The 17,432-nt window shown below is 67.8% G+C and carries 16 protein-coding genes and 1 pseudogene; 11 read left to right on the top strand and 6 right to left on the bottom strand.

The features are described from left to right. Window positions 1-164: 164 nt before the first annotated feature. The 4 genes from HUK68_RS00275 to HUK68_RS00260 all read left to right on the top strand — a co-directional run bounded on the left by HUK68_RS00275 (window position 165) and on the right by HUK68_RS00260 (window position 5,217). Window positions 165-1,346: an MFS transporter gene (locus HUK68_RS00275; RefSeq protein WP_175505690.1), complete on the top strand. Its 1,182-nt coding sequence runs from the start codon at window positions 165-167 to the stop codon at window positions 1,344-1,346. 164 nt (window positions 1,347-1,510) lie between these two features. Beyond that, window positions 1,511-2,083 (top strand): single-stranded DNA-binding protein, encoded by a 573-nt coding sequence (gene ssb, locus HUK68_RS00270; RefSeq protein WP_175502384.1) that lies wholly within the window; start codon window positions 1,511-1,513, stop codon window positions 2,081-2,083. Between the two features lie 400 nt (window positions 2,084-2,483). Beyond that, window positions 2,484-3,764 carry a DUF1214 domain-containing protein gene (locus tag HUK68_RS00265; protein ID WP_175502383.1) on the top strand — a complete coding sequence of 427 codons (1,281 nt, stop codon included), beginning with the start codon at window positions 2,484-2,486 and terminating at the stop codon, window positions 3,762-3,764. A 43-nt stretch (window positions 3,765-3,807) separates the two neighbouring features. Beyond that, window positions 3,808-5,217 carry a DUF1254 domain-containing protein gene (locus tag HUK68_RS00260; RefSeq protein WP_175502382.1) on the top strand — a complete coding sequence of 470 codons (1,410 nt, stop codon included), beginning with the start codon at window positions 3,808-3,810 and terminating at the stop codon, window positions 5,215-5,217. 15 nt (window positions 5,218-5,232) lie between these two features. Here HUK68_RS00260 and HUK68_RS00255 read toward each other — a convergent pair whose 3' ends face one another. Beyond that, the gene (locus HUK68_RS00255) at window positions 5,233-6,471 is read right to left on the bottom strand and encodes an MFS transporter (RefSeq protein ID WP_175502381.1); all 1,239 of its coding nucleotides are present in this window, start codon (window positions 6,469-6,471) and stop codon (window positions 5,233-5,235) included. 67 nt (window positions 6,472-6,538) lie between these two features. Between HUK68_RS00255 and HUK68_RS00250 the strand changes: the two genes are divergently transcribed. Continuing rightward, on the top strand, window positions 6,539-6,988 hold the full coding sequence (locus tag HUK68_RS00250) for a MerR family transcriptional regulator (protein WP_175502380.1): 450 nt from the start codon (window positions 6,539-6,541) through the stop codon (window positions 6,986-6,988). A 5-nt stretch (window positions 6,989-6,993) separates the two neighbouring features. On the opposite strand, the gene HUK68_RS00245 is transcribed toward HUK68_RS00250, so the two are convergent. Then, window positions 6,994-7,527 (bottom strand): cysteine hydrolase family protein, encoded by a 534-nt coding sequence (locus tag HUK68_RS00245; protein WP_175502379.1) that lies wholly within the window; start codon window positions 7,525-7,527, stop codon window positions 6,994-6,996. A 181-nt stretch (window positions 7,528-7,708) separates the two neighbouring features. Then, window positions 7,709-8,452, bottom strand: a complete 744-nt coding sequence (locus HUK68_RS00240) for a DMT family transporter (RefSeq protein WP_350355228.1) — start codon at window positions 8,450-8,452, stop codon at window positions 7,709-7,711. A gap of 291 nt (window positions 8,453-8,743) precedes the next feature. On the opposite strand from HUK68_RS00240, the gene HUK68_RS00235 reads away from it, so the two are divergent. The 3 genes from HUK68_RS00235 (at window position 8,744) to HUK68_RS00225 (ending at window position 10,825) form a co-directional block, all read left to right on the top strand. Then, a complete protein-coding gene (locus tag HUK68_RS00235) occupies window positions 8,744-9,235 on the top strand; it encodes an Lrp/AsnC family transcriptional regulator (protein ID WP_175502378.1) in 492 nt (163 codons plus the stop codon). Window positions 9,236-9,334: 99 nt separating this feature from the next. Beyond that, complete coding sequence (locus HUK68_RS00230) at window positions 9,335-10,378, top strand: alpha/beta hydrolase (RefSeq protein ID WP_175502377.1); 1,044 nt, start codon at window positions 9,335-9,337, stop codon at window positions 10,376-10,378. 93 nt (window positions 10,379-10,471) lie between these two features. Beyond that, a complete protein-coding gene (locus HUK68_RS00225) occupies window positions 10,472-10,825 on the top strand; it encodes a DUF1428 domain-containing protein (protein WP_175502376.1) in 354 nt (117 codons plus the stop codon). 10 nt (window positions 10,826-10,835) lie between these two features. Here the strand turns inward: HUK68_RS00225 and HUK68_RS00220 are convergent. Both HUK68_RS00220 and HUK68_RS00215 read right to left on the bottom strand, forming a co-directional pair. Further along, a pseudogene (locus HUK68_RS00220) lies at window positions 10,836-11,475 on the bottom strand (ATP-binding cassette domain-containing protein); the annotation flags it as partial. Then, on the bottom strand, window positions 11,430-12,053 hold the full coding sequence (locus HUK68_RS00215; protein WP_175502375.1) for a M17 family metallopeptidase: 624 nt from the start codon (window positions 12,051-12,053) through the stop codon (window positions 11,430-11,432). The gene HUK68_RS00215 and the pseudogene HUK68_RS00220, both read right to left, overlap by 46 nt. A gap of 197 nt (window positions 12,054-12,250) precedes the next feature. Here HUK68_RS00215 and HUK68_RS00210 point away from each other — a divergent pair, with 197 nt between their 5' ends. The 3 genes from HUK68_RS00210 to HUK68_RS00200 are packed head-to-tail and all read left to right on the top strand — an operon-like array spanning window position 12,251 to window position 16,232. Continuing rightward, window positions 12,251-12,724: a type III secretion system chaperone gene (locus HUK68_RS00210; RefSeq protein ID WP_175502374.1), complete on the top strand. Its 474-nt coding sequence runs from the start codon at window positions 12,251-12,253 to the stop codon at window positions 12,722-12,724. Window positions 12,725-12,742: 18 nt separating this feature from the next. After that, window positions 12,743-14,902, top strand: a complete 2,160-nt coding sequence (locus HUK68_RS00205; RefSeq protein WP_175502373.1) for a hypothetical protein — start codon at window positions 12,743-12,745, stop codon at window positions 14,900-14,902. 34 nt (window positions 14,903-14,936) lie between these two features. Beyond that, window positions 14,937-16,232 carry a hypothetical protein gene (locus HUK68_RS00200; protein WP_175502372.1) on the top strand — a complete coding sequence of 432 codons (1,296 nt, stop codon included), beginning with the start codon at window positions 14,937-14,939 and terminating at the stop codon, window positions 16,230-16,232. A 35-nt stretch (window positions 16,233-16,267) separates the two neighbouring features. On the opposite strand, the gene mnmA is transcribed toward HUK68_RS00200, so the two are convergent. Next, entirely contained in the window at window positions 16,268-17,401 is a 1,134-nt protein-coding gene (mnmA, locus tag HUK68_RS00195; RefSeq protein ID WP_175502371.1) for a tRNA 2-thiouridine(34) synthase MnmA, read from the bottom strand. Window positions 17,402-17,432 lie beyond the last annotated feature (31 nt).

The following is a 17,432-nucleotide window of genomic DNA, read 5'->3' as shown; positions in this document are numbered from 1 at the left end:
TCGCAGATCACGGACAATCGGGCCTGTTATTGCGCAGTCCGCGCGCGCCATCCGTCTGCGCGCCGCCGCTGCCCTCCTCCAATCACTTGCCTTTGTTGCGCGTGCCACAAACGACTTCCCCTCTCTCGGCGGCCGCCGCCGCCCCGGCCATGCCCTCCAACCGCATGACACCGCTCGAGCGCCGTGCCACCAGCAGCCTGGCGCTGATCTTCGCGCTGCGCATGCTGGGCCTGTTCCTGGTGCTGCCGGTCTTCGCGCTCGAGGCGCGCAAATACCCGGGTGGCGACGACCCGGCCATGGTCGGCCTGGCGATGGGCATCTATGGCCTGACGCAGGCGCTGTTCCAGCTGCCGCTGGGCCTGGCCTCGGACCGTTTCGGCCGCAAGCGCGTGATCGTCATGGGCCTGCTGGTGTTTGCTGGCGGCAGCCTGCTTGCGGCGCTCGCCGATTCGCTCACCGGCCTGCTGATCGGCCGCGGCCTGCAGGGCGCGGGCGCGGTGTCGGCGGCCGTCACGGCGCTGCTGGCCGACCAGACGCGCGACAGCGTGCGCACCAAGGCCATGGCGGTCATTGGCGGCTCGATTGGTTTGATGTTCGCGCTGGCGCTGGTCGCCGGCCCGGTGCTGGCCGCCTGGGCCGGGCTGTCGGGCGTGTTCGGCCTGACGTTCGCGCTGGCGCTGGCCGGCGTGGCCGTGGTGCTGTGGGTCGTGCCGCCCGAGCCGCTGCAGCACAAGGACGCGCCGCGCGGGCGCCTTGCCGACCTGCTGCAGCAGCCCGATCTGCTGCGCCTGAACCTGGGCGTGTTCGTCTTGCACACGGTGCAGATGGCAATGTGGGTCGCGGTGCCGACGCTGCTGCTGCAGGCCGGCCTGCCCAAGGGCGCGCACTGGCACATCTACCTGCCCGCGGTGCTGCTGTCGTTCCTTGCCATGGGCGGCATGTTCTCGCTCGAGCGCAAGGGCAAGCTGCGCATGGCGCTGCTGGGCGCGATCGCGCTGGTGCTGGTGGTGCAGCTGGGCCTGGGCGCCGTGGCCGCGAGCGGCGCCACGCCGTCGCTGTGGACCATGGGCCTGCTGATGCTGGTCTTCTTCTGCGGCTTCAACATCCTCGAAGCCAGCCAGCCCAGCCTGGTCTCGCGCATGGCGCCCACGCCGCTGCGCGGCGCGGCGCTGGGCAGCTACAACACGCTGCAGTCGCTGGGACTGTTTGCGGGCGGCGCGATCGGCGGCGCGATTGCGAAATGGGCCGGCATGCCGGGGCTGTTTGCCACCACCGCCGTGCTGACCGCGATCTGGCTGCTCGTGACCTGGCCGCTCAAGCCGGTCGGCAAGGCCGGCGGCCACTGAGGAAGCACACCCCGCCCATGGCAATATCACGGGTTTGCCCGTAGTCTTGGGCAAACGGATATGCTCCTGCCTGTGACGTCTCCGAGGGGGACGGAAGCATCCAGGCATCTGGCGCGGGCTCCCTCAACCCATGGTTCGCGCTACTTATTTTTCGAGGTTTTTTCATGGCATCCGTCAACAAAGTCATCATCGTCGGCAATCTGGGCCGCGATCCTGAAATGCGCGCCTTCCCCAGCGGTGACCAGGTCGCCAACGTGACCATCGCCACCACCGACCGCTGGCGCGACAAGAACACCGGCGAGAACAAGGAAGCGACCGAATGGCACCGCGTGGTGTTCAACGGCCGCCTCGCCGAGATCGTCGGCCAGTACCTGCGCAAGGGCTCGCAGGTCTATGTCGAAGGCTCGCTGCGCACGCGCAAGTGGACCGACCAGGCCACGGGCCAGGAACGCTACGCGACTGAAATCCGCGCCGACACCATGCAGATGCTGGGCAGCCGCCAGGGCATGGGTGGCGGCCAGGGCGGCGGTTATGGCGACGACAGCGGCTATGGCGACAACGGTGGCGGCAATGGCGGCGGCAACGGCGGCTACGAAGCCCCGCGCCGCGCCGCGCCCGCACCGCGCGCCGCGGCTCCGGCCCCGCGCATGGCGCCTCCGGCCCAGGCACCGATGGCACCCGCGCCGCAGCGCGCGGCCTCGGGTTTCGACGATATGGATGACGATATTCCGTTCTGATCCGTACTGCTGCAATAGTTGACAAAGGGCCTACAGCCCAAAGCTGTAGGCCCTTGGTCTTATTGACATCGATTTGAATATCGAATCGCACGCCATAATCCTATGGATGTGAGTTTGCGTCGCTTGCCATGCGTGCCTCATTGCGATTTTTCCTGCTGAACAAGGGAACGCCGGACTGAATCACGGCAAGAACCTGCGATTGCCAGCGCACAGTCGCAGATATTTGAAAATCCGTAGCGCGGACCCGACGTAAATACCGAATCCTGTTTTTCAATATCCCTTGAATCGATATTGAATGGCCCGGCATGCGCGCGAGCCATTCATAGAATGAACCCCAAACAAACCAGGGGTTCATATGCTCGGTCCTCGCGCTGCATTCGTCCTTTGTTCCGCCCTTTCCATGGCGGGTTTTCAGGCCAGCACGGCGGCGGCACAGACCCGCCCCGATGACAAAACCCTGGCCGACAGCTATGTCTACCTGCTGGGACGCGGGCTCGTCATCCGCCAGGAACACCTGGATGCCAAGGCGCCGGGCTTTGCGTACAACCAGATCAAGTACAACCCGCTGGGCTCGGCAGATTTCGTCAACCCGAACTTCGATGTGGCCTATCTCGAGGCCTGGTTTGCGGTCGACGACCACACCCCCGTCATCCTCGAAGTCCCGAAGGTGGAGGGACGCTACTACACCGCCCAACTGCTCGATGAGTGGGGTGAAGTCATCGCTAACATCAACGAGCGCGCCTTCCCTTCCCGGCCTTATGGCAAGTTCGCGCTCGTCAAGCCGGGCTCCCGCCCCCAGCTGCCGCCGGACGTCGTGCCCATTGCCCTGCATTCGAGCAAGGCCAAGTTCCTCGGGCGCGTGGAAATCAAGGGAGATCCGGAGGGTGCCTTGAAGCTGCAAAAGCAGTTTCTCGTGCATTCGGCGGGCACGCCGTCGATCGCGCCGCCGCCCGACATGCCTGAATTCGACAACAACGCGCTGATCGGCGCGGCGCTGTTCGACCATCTCGAAGAGCGCCTGGGCAGTGCCCTCGATGTGGCGCCGAACGCCGCGCGCATGCAGCAACAGGCACGCTCGATCGCGGCCTACATCGCGTCGGGCAAGGCGGCCCGCGACGACATCGATGCCCGCCTGGTCCAGGTGGTGCGCGCGTTCGAGACCTACGCGCTGACCAAGAGCGCGCCCAACCGCAACCACTGGGTCGGCGGCGCCGCGGCGGGCAATTACCTCGGCAATTACTGGCTGCGCACTTCCGTGAACTATGCCGGCATCTGGGCCAATACCGCCGATGAGGTGCTGTACTTCGTCGCCACCAAGGATTCCGAGGAGCGGCCGCTCGATGGCTCGCAGCAGTATGTGATGCACTTCCCCGCCGACCGGCTGCCCGACGCGGTGGTCGACGCCTACTGGTCGGTCATCCTGGTCGGCGTGCCCGACTACCGCGTGGTGCCCAATGCGCTCCAGCGCTACAACTTCAACAACCATTCGGCGCTGCAGAAGGAGGCCGACGGCTCGCTCAAGATCGGCGTCGGGCCCCAGCCGCCCGCCGGGGTGCCGCAGTCCAATTGGATTCCCTCTGCGCAAGGCAAGCCGTTCTCCCTGACCTTCCGCACCTACGTGCCCAAGGACAGTGTCATCCGGGGCGACTGGCAACCGGTGCCCGTGGCACGTGTTCCGTAGCAGGACCGGCCTGTTGCTTAACCCATTCATTCGGAGAACGACCATGGTCAGCTGCGCACAGAGCATCGCCCCCTCCCCCGGCTTCGCCGCTGCAATGCCCGCCGGCCCCGTGCCGGGCACGCGCATCACGCCCGCCTATGCCCGGCTGGTGGCGCGCGATGCCTATTTCTGGGCCTGGCCCCTGCTCAACCTTGCCGCTCGCCGCGCGTCGTACGCGAAGGTGCCCGAACGGTTCTACCTGGGGGCGGCGCCGATGGCGCCGTTGAACCAGTTCACCATGCTCACGGACTACTTTCCGCCCGAGGTGCGGCTGGTGGCCTGCCCCAACCAGGATGTCGTCTACGGCGGGGGGTTGCTGGCGCTGGACCAGTCCCCGGTGGTGATCCAGGTGCCCGACTTCGGCAGCCGCTTCTGGGTCTACCAGGTCGTGGATTCCCGAACCGATGGCTTTGCGCAGCTGGGAAAGATGTATGGCACGACGCCGGGCTTCTACCTGCTGGTGGGGCCGGACTGGCACGGTGAGGTTCCCAGGGGCATCACGCGCGTGTTCCGGGCTTCGACCCACACCGGCAATGTCATACCGCGGCTTTTCCTCGATGACACGCTGCAAGACCGCGCGGCCATCCAGGAGCCGCTGCAGCAGGTGATGATGTATCCCCTGGACCAGTTCGACGGCACGCTCAAGCGCACGGACTGGTCCGCGCTGAAGAAGCTGCCCGCCCAGGACGGGGGCGATGCCGAAACACCCTGGGTGGCTCCCGGGACCTTCCTCGACCTGTTGCCCCAGGCCCTTGCCGACGCCCCGCCTCTTCCCGGCGAAGAGGCACGCTACGCGCAGGTGCTGGCCGTGATCGCGGCAGTCAAGGCCGATCCCGCGTTGCGCAAAGCGGTCGAAGAGGAACTGGCGCAGGCCGATGCCGAACTCATTGCGCCGCTGTTCCAGTTCCGCAATTTCGGCATCCCGCTGCCGCACCACTGGAGCACCACCAGCAACACCGCCGCGTTTGGCACGGACTATTTCACGCGGACGGCGGTGGCCAAGTCGAACATCTTCGTCAACGCGCCGAACGAGACCAAATATTTCTACCAGGACCTGGACGAGGACGGCAACCGGCTCCAGGGCGGCGGGCGCTACACGGTGACTTTCGCCAAGGACCAGACGCCGCCCGTCAACGGATTCTGGTCGCTCACGCTCTACAACGAGCATCACTTCTTCGCGCCCAACGCGGCCAATCGCTACTCGCTCGGCACCAAGAACAAGACGCTGAAGTACAACGACGACGGCTCGCTGACGCTCTACGTGCAGTCCGACGCGCCGGCCCCGGACCAGGAAAGCAACTGGCTGCCGGCGCCAAAGACCGGCGCGTTCTCGCTGTACGTGCGCGCGTACTGGCCAAAGGCGGCGATTGTGGACGGCTCGTGGACGCCACCGGCGGTGCGCCCGGGCGCATAGGCCGGGCTACCTTGGTCAGTCTTTCGGCCGTCTCGCGCGGCGCGGCCGACACAGCCATGCCGCCAGCACGGCCAGCACGCCCGCGGCCGCGAGAAAGGTGGCGCGGAAAGCCGCGATGATGGCCGGCATGGAGCTGTCCGCGACCGGGCTGCCCAGCAGGGCTGCAAACAGCAGCGGCAGCAATGCCGCGCCCGCCAGGAAGCCCAGGTTGCGCGACAGGCCCAGCAAGCCCGAGGCCAGGCCCTGGTGCGCGTCCGCGGCCCCCAGCATCACGGCGGTGTTGTTGGCCGCCAGGAACAGCTGGAAGCCCGGCGTGAGCAGCAGCAGGCCCAGCACATAACCGGCAACCCCTGTCCACCCGGGCAGGAGCGCCAGCGCGCCCAGGCCGATGGCCGCCATCAGCAGCCCGGCCACCAGCGTACGGCCCGCGCCAAAGCGGTCGGTGAGCCGTCCCGCGGGCCACCCCGAGAGCGCCGCCGCGGCCGGGCCCGCGGCCATTGCCAGGCCCGTGCCGGCGGCATCCAGGCCCAGGCCGAACGCCAGGAAAAACGGGCCGACCACCAGTGTGGCCATCATGATGGCCGCGACCAGCAGGTTCATTGCCAGGGCGCGCGCCAGCGCCGGTGCGCGCAGCAGCGCCAGCCCGTTGCCGGCCCGGTCCATGCGGGCGCCGGCGCGCTCCGGTGTTGCGGGTACCGCCAGCCACACCATCGGCAGCAGGACGGCGCCGCTGAGCGCCAGCAGCGCAAACGCGCTTTGCCAGCCGAGCGCACCAATCAGCAGGCCGCCCAGCGCCGGGCCGGCGGCGGTGCCCAAAGCCGACATGCTGCCCAGCAGCCCCATGGCCGAGCCCACGCGCTGCCTGGCCACCAGCCCCTTGGCCAGCGCCAGCGGCAGCGCCATCAGCGCCGCCGCGCCCAGGCCCTGGGCAACGCGCGCGGCAATCAGCCAGCCCAGGCCCGGCGCGAGCGCACAGGCGGCCGAGGCCAGCATGAACAGCGCCAGACCGGCCAGCAGCACGCGCCGGCTGCCGCAAAGATCGCCCATGCGGCCCACGCCGGCGATGGCCACCGTGACGGCCAGCAGATAAGCCAGCATCACCCATTGCACCTGCTGCAGGTCGGCCGAGAACGCGCGCGTCAGCGTCGGCAGCGCCACCGCCGCGCTGCTCGCGCCCAGCGCTGCCAGCAGCGTGGCGCCGGCCAGTGCGGCCAGCAGCAGCGGCCGGCCCTTGGATTGGAAATGGGTTTTCATGGGAGATCGCACGCCTGTTCGTGAGGGAGCAGCTACTATGCGACTTCAAGCCCACTTGAAGTCAAGCATGTCTCTCATCGATATCGGCGCGCTCGCCAGGGCCAGCGCCCTGCCCACTTCCACACTGCGCTACTACGAGGACCTGGGGCTGATCGAGTCAGTCGCGCGCAACGGGCTGCGCCGGCAATACCGCGAAGACACGCTGCTGCAGCTGGCCCTGATTGCCTTGGGCAAGGGCGCGGGTTTTTCGCTCGCGCAGATCAAGGCCATGTTCGACCAGGACCGCCAGCCCGACCTGCCGCGCCCCGGCCTACCGCGGTCCGGCCTGCTGCAGCGCGCCGAGGAGCTCGACCGCCAGGCACGGCGGCTGGCATCGCTGTCCAAGCTGCTGCGGCATGTGGCGGAGTGCCCCGCGCCTTCGCACCTGGAATGCGCGCGCTTTCGCAAGCTGCTGCAGGCGGCCTGCCCTACGCCGGCGCTGGCACGGTTGCTGGCCCCTGCCGCGCGCAAAGACTAGCGCCGTCAGCCGGGCGCCGCCGCGAATTCCCAGTCCCTTGCCTCCACCAGCTGGCAGAACGGCCCGGCCAGCGTGGCGTTGTGGTGCGCGACGATCTGCGCCGCCGTGAGCTGCGGCGTGTCGGTGCAGCTATGGGCGTCAGCCACCAGCACCGCCGCGAAACCCAGGTCGCGCGCCGCGCGGCAGCTGCTGTCGACGCAGTATTCGGTTTTCATGCCGGTGATCACCACGCCGCTGGCGCCCGCAGCGCGCAGGCGCTCGGCCAGGCCGGTCATGGCAAAGGCGTTCGGGCGGTGCTTCTCGAACACCTGCTCGCCGCCCGCGAGCCTGAGCTCGGGTGCCAGTTCGGTCAGCGGGCTGCCGGGCCCGATCGGCGAGCCTTCGGGGCCGATATGCCGCGCCAGGAAAATCGGCGCACCCGCGCGGCGCGCCTTCTCCATCAGCGCGTTGATATTGGCGAGCAGCTGCGCGCAGCGCCAGGGCGGGTCGGCGGCGTGGACCAGGCCGACCTGGACGTCGAGAATCAAAAGGGCAAACATGAAGCATCTCCTTGCGTGGTGCCAGCGACAAGGGATGTGAAAAAGGCCCTGTCCATCGCTGGCGGGCCTTTGAAGCGGGTCGGGCTAGGCGCTCACGACACTTCGCACGCGCCGCGGCAAGCGGTCGTGGTGGAGGTGGTGGTGGTGGTGGTGAGGCAAAGCGGAACCATGGGCTGACACTTTAACCGATGGCCGCGGGCCGCCGATGCGCCGCCAGGCACGACAGCACGCCCAGCACCACGCAGCCGAAGGCCGCCATCTCGGCCGGCGTGGGTGCGCGCTGCTCCCAGAGCAGGCCATAGACCAGCGCAAACGCCGTCTCGAACAGGATCATCTGGCCGACCAGGGTCAGCGGCAGCAGGCGGCTCATGCGGTTCCAGAAGGCATTGCCCAGCAGCGAAGCCAGCACCGCCACGGCCAGCGACACCGCAGCCAGCCGCGCCCATTCGTGCGCGCCATGCTGCGCGTTCTCGAACGCCCAGGCCAGCGGAATCAGCAGCAGGCTTTGCGCCCCCGTGACCAGCCCGGTCAGCAGGTTCCATTCGTGGGCCGAGACCTGTTGCTGGCGCGCCAGGCAGCGCGCGTTGCCGACGGCAAAAGCCGTCCATGACAGCAATGCCCCCACGGCGCAGGCCAGGCCCAGCAGCTTCTGGCCGCTGGCCTGCGCACCGGGATGCGCCAGCGCCTGCCAGCCGATGCACAGCGCCCCCAGCGCGCACAGCAGCAGCGAAGGCAGCATGCGCCGCAAGGGCACGGCGCCCTGGTCGCGGCTGCCGATCAGCGTGACGGCCACGGGCAGGAAACCAATAACCAGCGCGGTCATGGCGATGCCGCCGTTTTGCACCGCGGCCGACAGCAGCAGGTAGTACAGCGTGTTGCCCGCCAGCGCGAGCCAGAACAGCTGGCCCCATTGGCGGCGCGACACCCGGGTGCGCAGCCCGCGCCAGCGCGGCTGCCACCAGCAGCAGCGCCAGCAGCCCGTAGCAGAAGTAACGGCCGGCGCTGAGCTGCAGCGGACCGAACCCGCCCACCAGTTCGGGCGCGACAAAGACCAGCCCCCACAGCGCACCCGCAGCGGCGCCATAGGCGACGCCAGTGCTGCGGTGCCCGGCAGGCGAAGGAGTGGACAGAGGAAGCGAAGACATGCTGAATGCTATGCTCGCTGGCGCTTGAATTGGACTCGAATATCGGCCTTGAAACGCAAAAATTACTCGCCATGCCCCGCAAACTGCCGTCCTCCCCTGCGCTGCTCGACCGCTATGACAAGGCCATCCTGCGCCTGCTCCAGCGCGACAACCGCACTGCGCAGCGCGTCATCGCCGAGTCCGTGGCGCTGTCTACCGCCGCCGTGCAGCGCCGGATCGCGGCCATGGAAGCCGCGGGCGTCATTGCCGCCAATGTGGCGCTGGTGAACCCCGAAGCGGTCTCGGCCACCATCACTTCGATCGTCGAGGTGCTGCTGCACGACGAAAGCGCGGCCCGCGTCGATGCTGCGAAGGCGCTGTTCCGCGCCACGCCCGAGGTGCAGCAGTGCTACTACGTGACCGGTGGCTCGAGCTTCGTGCTGGTCATCGTCGCGCCCGACATGCGCCGCTACGAGCGGCTGACGCGGCTGCTGTTTGCCGAGAATCCCTGCGTGAAGAGCTACCGCAGCCTGATTGCGCTGGACCGCGTGAAGACCGGCGGCACCATCACCATCCCGGACTGACGCCGCAGCCGGCCACAAGCGCCCGGCGCGCCGTCCCACGCGGCCGCGCGTGCGCGCTCCCTACAGTGGATCGTTCCATCCATTTGAAAGGAAAGCGCCATGAGCGACAACCAGCACGGCGAGCCCAATCCCATCGTAAATGCCCTGTCCAACGCCGTGGCCGCGCTGCGCGCCGATGAAGACCAGCTGGCGCTGGCCAAGGCCCATGAGGCGTTGCATCCCAAGGCCATCGAGAAGCTGTCGGTGGAAGAAGCGCGGCGCCAGCCCACGGTTGCCGATGCCGTGCACCACCTGCTGACGCTGCAGGGCCGCTCCACGGACCCCGAGCAGCTGGTGCCGGGCGTGCGTGCGGCGCCGCTGTCCATCGACACCGGCAGCACGCTGCTGTCCGCCACGGTCTACACGCCGGTCGATACCGAAGTGCCCACCGGCCTGCCCGTGATCCTGTACTTCCATGGCGGCGGATGGGTCATTGCCAGCAAGGAAGTCTATGACGGCGGCGCGCGCGGCCTGGCCAAACAGGCCCATGCCATCGTGGTGTCGGTCGACTATCGCCAGGCGCCCGAGTTCAAGTTCCCCACCGCCTGGGAAGATGCGCTGGAGAGCTACCGCTGGCTGACCCACCATGCGGCGCGCATCGGCGGCGATCCCAGCCGCCTGGCGCTTGCGGGCGAGAGCGCGGGCGGCAATCTGGCCGTGGCCACGGCCTTTGCCGCGCGCAATGCCGGCCTGCCCATGCCGCGCCACATCCTGAGCGTCTATCCGGTGGCGCAGACCAGCCTCAACACCGAGTCGTACATCGAGAACGCGATTGCCAAGCCCCTCAACCGCGCCATGGTCAAGTGGTTTGTCGACCACCTGATCCGCACCCAGGACGACCTCGCCGACCCGCGCCTGTCGCTGATCGACGCCGACCTGCATGGCCTGCCGCCCGTGACCATCATCAACGCGCGCCTGGACCCGCTGCGCAGCGACGGCGCCAAGCTCGAGGATGCGCTGCAGAAGGCGCAGGTGCCCGTCGAACGCCGCGAATACGAAGGCGTGGCGCATGAATTCTTCGGCGCCGCCGCGGTGCTGGAGAAGGCGCGCGAAGCCCAGGCCTATGCCGGCGAACGCCTGCGCGCGGCGCTGAGCGGCTACTGAGCCGGCGCGCGCCGTCCCGCCTGATGCGCTTGGTTACAGCGACGGGCGGGGGTCTCTGCGAGCATGGAAGCACCTGTTTTCAAGGAGCAGCGCATGAAATACGTCGATGGCTTCGTGGTGGCCGTGCCGGCCGCCCACCAGCAGCAATACCTGGACCTGGCAAGGCGCGCGGCCCAGGTGTTCAAGGACCATGGCGCCACGCGTGTCGTCGAATGCTGGGGCGACGATGTGCCCGACGGCAAGCTGACCGACTTCCGTGGCGCGGTCAAGGCCGAGGACGGCGAGATCATCGTGTTTTCCTGGATCGAATACCCGTCGCGCGAAGTGCGCGACCACGTCAACCAGGAAGCCATGAAGGACCCGCGCCTCGAAGGCATGGACCAGCAGATGCCGTTTGACGGCAAGCGCATGATCTTTGGCGGCTTCGTGCCGCTGCTCGACACCTGAGGAGCCGCGCCGGCACGGCGGCGATCAGCGCGCGCGTGTAGTCGTGCGCGGGCGCGGTCAATACCTGCGCGGCATCGCCCACCTCGACCAGCCGGCCCTGCTGCATCACGCCCACGGTGTCGCACATGTGGCGCACCACGGCCAGGTTGTGGCTGATCAGCAGATAGGTCAGTCGAACTCGTCCTGCAGGTCCTGCATCAGGTTCAGCACCTGCGCCTGCACCGACACATCGAGCGACGATGTCGGCTCGTCGCAGACGATGAACTCGGGCCGGCTCACCAGCGCGCGCGCAATCGCGATGCGCTGGCGCTGGCCGCCCGAGAACTGGTGCGGATAGCGGCGCACGTCGTCGGGCGAAAGCCGCACGCGGCGCAGCGCCTCCTGCACGCGTTCGGCAGTTTCCGCGGCGCTGCTGCTCAGGCCCAGCACCTGCAGCGGCTCGGCAATGAGCTGACCCACCTTCCAGCGCGGGTTGAGGCTCGCATACGGGTCCTGGAAGATCATCTGGAAGCGCCGGCGCAAGGCCGCCGCCGAGGCGGGGTCGGCCCAGCGGTCGTGCCATCGATCACGATGCTGCCCGCGGTAGGCCGCGTCAGCCCGGCGATCATGCGCGCCACGGTGGACTTGCCCGAGCCCGATTCGCCCACCAGGCCAAAGCGCCCGCGCGGCCCATGGCCCAGACCAGTTCGAACCCCGCGCCGCGCAGCGCCTCGCCGGCCCATTCGCGGTACTGGCCGCCGTGCTGCACGGCCAGCTGCCGCACGGCGGCCGCCAGGGCCTCGGGCCCGAGCTGGTTGGCGGGCTGGTTCACCAGCTGGCGCACTTCGGCAATGGCTCCTGCGAGCCCAGCGGCCGCTTCGTGCTCGCGCAACTGCGGCGCGGGCTGCGCCGCCTTCAGCGCCCAGCCCAGGTGGCGCAAGGCATCGTCGGCACGAGCTTCCCCGGCCAGCGCGTAGACACCCGCCGGCAGTTGCCGCGGCAGGCCTGCAAGCTGCCACATCGGCTGCGCCAGGTCCACGCCCGCCAGCACTGCGTCCAGCACGCCGCCGGCGTCAGGCAGCAGCAGCACGCGCGCGGGGCTCGCATCGAAGCCGCTGGATTGCCCCCACTGGCGCTGCGCCAGCGTCATTGCCTCCCGCAGCGCGGGCAGCGCGGCCGGCGTGCACAGATGGACAGGAATGGCTGCGGCCTGCAGCGGGGCGAAGGCCGCGGTGGTAGCAGAGGTCATGGCGAGAAAAGGCGGGAAAACCCGCCAAGTCAGCCGCGTCGCCCCCGCCTTCCAAGCTGGATTTCCAACTTAGCTTATGCGGCCGCGCGGCGCGCTGGCGGTTTGGAACCATTGCGTTGCCTGGCGTTACCCATGCCAGGCAGGAAACCCGCGCGCGCCCGGCTCGCGCGCCACCTGCCGTTTCATTGGGAGTTGGCATGGAGTTTTCTACCTTTTTGCAGGAGATCGGCGCCGCGGCCCGGCTCGACACCAGCGCCGCCGCACAGGCGGGTGGCTGCACCATCGTGTTCAGCGAAACCATGGAGGTCACGTTCGAGCACGATGCCGACAAGTGCATGGTCCAGCTGTTCGCGCCGGTCATTGCCACCGGCAAGTGGCCTACCGAACTGCGCGCGCGCATGCTGGCCAGCGTGCTCCAGCTGCACCTGTTCGGCATGGGCACCGATGGCAACTATTTCGGCTTCGACCCTGACCTCGGGCGCATCGTGTTCTTCCGCAGCATCGCGCTGCCCGGGCTCACTCCGGAGCAGGCGGTGCAGGCGGTGGAGTCCTTCGTCAACCAGCTCGAACGCTGGCAGGCGCATCTGGTGCGCGCATCGGTGGCACAGGACAAGCCGGCCGACCTCGCCGTCCCAGCCCCGTCGCGCGAACTGCCGATGCAGCGCGCCTGACACCAGGAGACACGCGGAATGCAGATCGGCAGCATGCTCGGCACCGGGGTCAAGGCCCTGGCTTTCGCGGCACTGAACCGCTTCGACACGCTCAATTCGCTGGTCAATCGCATGACCGGCGGCAGCATCAACCGCGACACGCTGGCGCAGAAGGTGCTGCGCGACGCCGTGCACATGGGCCTGGAAATGCAGTTCGCCAAGCTCGGGATGGGCGAACGCAGCGCCACGCTGGTGCCGCTGGCGGGCAAGATTGTGTACGGCAACAACACCGACGAAATATACGCGTCGATCAAGGGCCTCACGCACGAAATGGTCCTGCACGACACCAATTACGGCGCGGGCGTGATCGCGGGAATCAAGGGCGTGGGAGCGGCCGGCTTGAAGCTCGGTGCCGCGGGGGTCGCGGAAGGGGTGGCGCAGGCCGTCACGGAAACCCAGTTCACCGAAAAGCTGCTGGCCACCATGCTCAAGCAGCACTCGTTCGAGACGCTCGCAGCGTACATGGACAAATCGCTGGCGGGAATGCCCTTCAAGGGCTTTGCCGGCGACCTGGTCAAGAACGTGCTGCAGCGCGCCGTGGTCGACCAGCCGGGGCTGGACCAGAGCGAGCGCCCGGTGTTCCGCCTGCTCGCCAATCTGGGCAATGACTTTCTCCGCAGCGGCAGTTACGGGCAATCGCTGAGCGACTATTTCATGGAATCGACCCAGGCCGCGCCGCACGATTTGCTGGAGGCCACGGGCAGGGGCATGGGGCAGGCGCTGATCAAGGTCGCGGGTGCCGCGGCCGACACCATCGGAGTCATCGCAGAGGGCTACTCGGACACCCGGGACCATCTGGCCAACGGCGAATACTTCCAGGGTGCCATCAAGGCGGTGAACACGGTGACGAATGCGACCGCCGTGGCGGCCGTCGGCGTGGTTGCGGGCACGGTCCCGGTGCTGGTGTCCACCGCCGCGACGCTGACCGGCATCACCGCGAGGGCCGCCGTCGGCGCCGTGGTTTTTGCGGCGCCGACGGTGCAGGCTGGCGCCACCACCCTCTACCAGGGTGCCATGACCGAAGCCGGCCGCATCTACGACACCGCCGCCGGCCCGCCGGCCTACCGGAATGCCTGGGATGTCTTCACCAAGGAGATCGACCAGGCCGCCCAGAGCGACAAACCGCCGGAACTGCCCCAGCCCGATGCACGCACCAGCGACAGCCAATGGGCCCACGCGCTGATCAGACAGCAGACCGCCCTGCAGTACGGGCTGCCGGGCACCTTGCCCGGCCTGGCGCTCTCGGTGGACGCCGTCGACCAGGCATTCGAGCAGGGACATATCGACGCCGCGCGCCGCGACGCCCTGCTCGGCCTCGCGGACCAGCTCTCGCCCGCCCAACTGTCCCCGCTGGGGCCGTTCAGTGCCACCCAGCAGGTCGCGCACAACGTCGTGACGGGCCATCTGGCGCGCATGGCCGCGGAATGCAAAGCCCGGATCCCGCTTGCCGGGCCCACGACCCAGGCGATGGCCCAGGCACTGGACACGTCGCCGGTCAAGCCCAGTGAAAAGGCCGGCTACAAGATGGCCGACACCTATGCCGCGCACGTGGGTCGGCTGGACCTGGACTTCCCCGACGGGGTCTACAGCTATACCGATGCCAGCAAGGACAACCTGCAAGGCGCAAGCAACCTGTGGTGGGGCGAGAACGTCTCCCTCGCCGACCGAGCCGAGCTGCGCAAGCTCTACAACACCTGCGGCGGCAACGAGGCGCAGATGCTCGAGGTCAGCAGCTACCTGGACCCGGCCGTGGCCCTGCAGGCGCTGTCCGCGCCGGTGCAGGCCGAGCTGGACCCCGGCGGCCAAGGCGTGCTGCAGTTGCCCCAGCCGCAGCCGGATGGACTGCAACTGAAGCTCGCCGACACCACGCCGCAATACCGCTACCAGCTGCGCCGCGAGGGCGACAACGTGCAGGTGACCATCACTTCCACCTGGAACATCGCCCAATACGGCCCGGATGCGCAGCAGTGGCGCAGCCCCCGCGGCGCGCAGGCCAGCCAGCTCACGTCCTCGATCACCATCACGGTGCCTCCGGGCGGTCCGGCGCGCCATTCCGCGCCCAGGCTGGAATGCACGATACGCAACGAATTCCAGTTTGCGGCGCATGGCCAGATGGAGCTTCCCGCCACCACGGCGTGACCAGATCGCTCGGCCGCGCGCAGGAGCCGCCACCATGAGCACCTCGATTCCCCTGACGGCCACCACCCAGCTGTCGCTGAGCGGCGCACGCTTCGCCCAGTTGATGGATGCCGACCTGCAGCGGGCAACCAAGCTCAATGTCTTCGACCGGGTATTGGATTTCTTCCGGCCGCAAAGCAAGGAAACGGCGCTCAGGCAGCTGCATACCATGCTGCATGACGGCGGCATCAGCGTCTTTGCCCGCTTCAACCTGCTGGCGCAGCTGGCCACACCCGACAGCCGTGCGCTGTTCACCCTGAGCGTGGCCGCCCACCCCACCGAACGCGAGCACTACACGGTGGAATACGCGGTCAACGGCGAAACGATCAAGACCGACACCATCAGCGCGCATGAGAAGGAAACCATCAACCGGCATCTGGGCAAGCCGGTGGATACCGCCCTGCTGCGCCAGCAGTTCACCAGCATCGACCGGCACCGGCTGGACACCCAGAAGTTGGTGGCCCGGGTGCGCAACGAGGATTTCCGGGTCGGCGGCGTCAACAAGAAGTTCCATGCGGGCAGCGGCCTGCTGCGCGCCGACACCCGCACTGGCAAGGAGGACTTCGAGCGCGAGTTGAAACTGGCGCAGCATGCCGAGGACCGGCCGGAACTGGCCAGCTACATCTCCACGCAGAAGAAGATCACCGACCCCGGCCTGCTGCACGCCGACCTGCGCAGCCCGGAAAACTCGGCCCGGCATGCGTATGCGGTAGTCGACACCTATGATCCGGCGCATGTCGCCAGCCATGAAATGGACCGCTGCATCCACCAGCTGTCACGCGAGCAGGCCAGCAGTCTGCTGCCGCAACTGGTCGACATGGCGCGCGTGCTCTACAAGAGCGAGGTTGCCCACCGTGACCTGCACATGCACAACCTGGTCGTGCACCAGGTCAAGGACACCGGCAGCGTGCATCTGAAAGCGATTGATTTCGGCCGCATGGTCATGCAGGAGGACTTCAAGGCCCGCAAGTTCGAGGACATCGATTACCTGTTCTCGCGCCAAGGCGCGACCGTGGCCGAAACCATCGGCCGCAACCATCTGGCACGCGCCGGCTCGGAAGTGGACATGAAGCACTATCCGATCCACAAGCTCTGTGAGAAATTCAACGACAAGGGCATCCCGATGAATGCGCTGCTGTCGCGTATCGGCGAGCATCTCAAGCACGATCTGCAGTATGCCGGCAAGGATGGAAAGCTGATCGATGCGGCCTTCCAGAAGGCCTCGGAGTCGCTGCAGCTGAGCTTTGCCCAGCTCCAGCGCAACGACTTCACGAAGATTTCCTTCGCCTGAGCCGTGCGTGCGCAGCCGCGCCGGCGCAGCGGCCTTCAGCCCTGCGCGGCCTGCGGGTAGGCCGCCACGGCCGAGATCAGCCCCCCGCCCAGGCAGACATCCCCGTCATACAGCACGGCCGACTGGCCCGGCGTGACCGCCCATTGCGCTTCGGGAAAGTCCAGGCGGAAGGTCTCGCCGGCGGCTGCGCTGATGACCGCCGGCGAATCGGGCTGGCGGTAGCGCGTCTTGGAGCCATAGGTGCCCGCGGCCGGCGGCTCGCCCGCGACCCAGCTGGCGCTGTCGGCATCGAGCTGCTGCGTCAGCAGCCACGGGTGGTCATGGCCCTGCACCACGCGCAGCACGTTGCGGTCGAGTTCCTTGCGCGCCACAAACCACGGCTGGTGTTCGCCACCGCCGCGCTGCGCGCCCTTTTCCTTGACGCCGCCGATGCCCAGGCCCTGGCGCTGGCCCAGCGTATAGAACGACAGGCCCTGATGGCGGCCGAGCTTGCGGTCGCGGTCGTCGAGGATCCAGCCCGGTTCCTTGTTGATGTAGCGGTTCAGGAAGTCACGGAACGGCCGCTCGCCAATGAAACAGATGCCGGTCGAGTCCTTCTTCTTTGCATTGGGCAGGCCGATTTCCTCGGCAATGCGCCGCACTTCGGTCTTGTGCAGCTCGCCCACGGGAAACAGCGTCTTCGACAGCTGGGCCTGGTTCAGGCGGTGCAGGAAATAGCTCTGGTCCTTGGCCGGGTCGAGCCCCTTGAGCAGCTCGAAGCGCTGCGTCTGCGCGTTCTGGCGCACGCGCGCATAGTGGCCGGTGGCGATCTTCTCGGCGCCCAGGCGCATCGCGTGGTCGAGAAACGCCTTGAACTTGATCTCGGCGTTGCACAGCACGTCGGGATTGGGCGTGCGCCCGGCCTGGTACTCGCGCAGGAACTCGGCAAACACCCGGTCCTTGTACTCGGCCGCGAAATTCACATGCTCGATCTCGATGCCGATCACATCGGCCACGGCCGCAGCGTCGACGAAGTCGACGTTGGACGAACAGAATTCGCTGTCGTCGTCATCTTCCCAGTTCTTCATGAAGATGCCGACCACGTCATGGCCCTGCTGCTTGAGCAGATAGGCGGTCACCGCCGAGTCCACGCCGCCTGAAAGGCCCACCACCACCCGATGCTTTGTCATAGGGGGGCGATTATCCCAGCCGCCCGCACGC

The organism is Comamonas antarctica (assembly GCF_013363755.1).
Lineage (GTDB): Bacteria > Pseudomonadota > Gammaproteobacteria > Burkholderiales > Burkholderiaceae_C > Comamonas > Comamonas antarctica.
The sequence above is the reverse complement of the archived record's forward strand: the minus strand, read 5'-3'. Positions and strand labels throughout refer to the sequence as shown.

Coding starts and splice junctions, on each gene's coding strand:
- HUK68_RS00275 (WP_175505690.1), top strand. CDS start 165: ATGACACCGCTCGAGCGCCGTGCCACCAGCAGCCTGGCGCTGATCTTC.
- ssb (WP_175502384.1), top strand. CDS start 1,511: ATGGCATCCGTCAACAAAGTCATCATCGTCGGCAATCTGGGCCGCGAT.
- HUK68_RS00265 (WP_175502383.1), top strand. CDS start 2,484: ATGGCGGGTTTTCAGGCCAGCACGGCGGCGGCACAGACCCGCCCCGAT.
- HUK68_RS00260 (WP_175502382.1), top strand. CDS start 3,808: ATGGTCAGCTGCGCACAGAGCATCGCCCCCTCCCCCGGCTTCGCCGCT.
- HUK68_RS00255 (WP_175502381.1), bottom strand. CDS start 6,471: ATGAAAACCCATTTCCAATCCAAGGGCCGGCCGCTGCTGCTGGCCGCA.
- HUK68_RS00250 (WP_175502380.1), top strand. CDS start 6,539: ATGTCTCTCATCGATATCGGCGCGCTCGCCAGGGCCAGCGCCCTGCCC.
- HUK68_RS00245 (WP_175502379.1), bottom strand. CDS start 7,527: ATGTTTGCCCTTTTGATTCTCGACGTCCAGGTCGGCCTGGTCCACGCC.
- HUK68_RS00235 (WP_175502378.1), top strand. CDS start 8,744: ATGCCCCGCAAACTGCCGTCCTCCCCTGCGCTGCTCGACCGCTATGAC.
- HUK68_RS00230 (WP_175502377.1), top strand. CDS start 9,335: ATGAGCGACAACCAGCACGGCGAGCCCAATCCCATCGTAAATGCCCTG.
- HUK68_RS00225 (WP_175502376.1), top strand. CDS start 10,472: ATGAAATACGTCGATGGCTTCGTGGTGGCCGTGCCGGCCGCCCACCAG.
- HUK68_RS00215 (WP_175502375.1), bottom strand. CDS start 12,053: ATGACCTCTGCTACCACCGCGGCCTTCGCCCCGCTGCAGGCCGCAGCC.
- HUK68_RS00210 (WP_175502374.1), top strand. CDS start 12,251: ATGGAGTTTTCTACCTTTTTGCAGGAGATCGGCGCCGCGGCCCGGCTC.
- HUK68_RS00205 (WP_175502373.1), top strand. CDS start 12,743: ATGCAGATCGGCAGCATGCTCGGCACCGGGGTCAAGGCCCTGGCTTTC.
- HUK68_RS00200 (WP_175502372.1), top strand. CDS start 14,937: ATGAGCACCTCGATTCCCCTGACGGCCACCACCCAGCTGTCGCTGAGC.
- mnmA (WP_175502371.1), bottom strand. CDS start 17,401: ATGACAAAGCATCGGGTGGTGGTGGGCCTTTCAGGCGGCGTGGACTCG.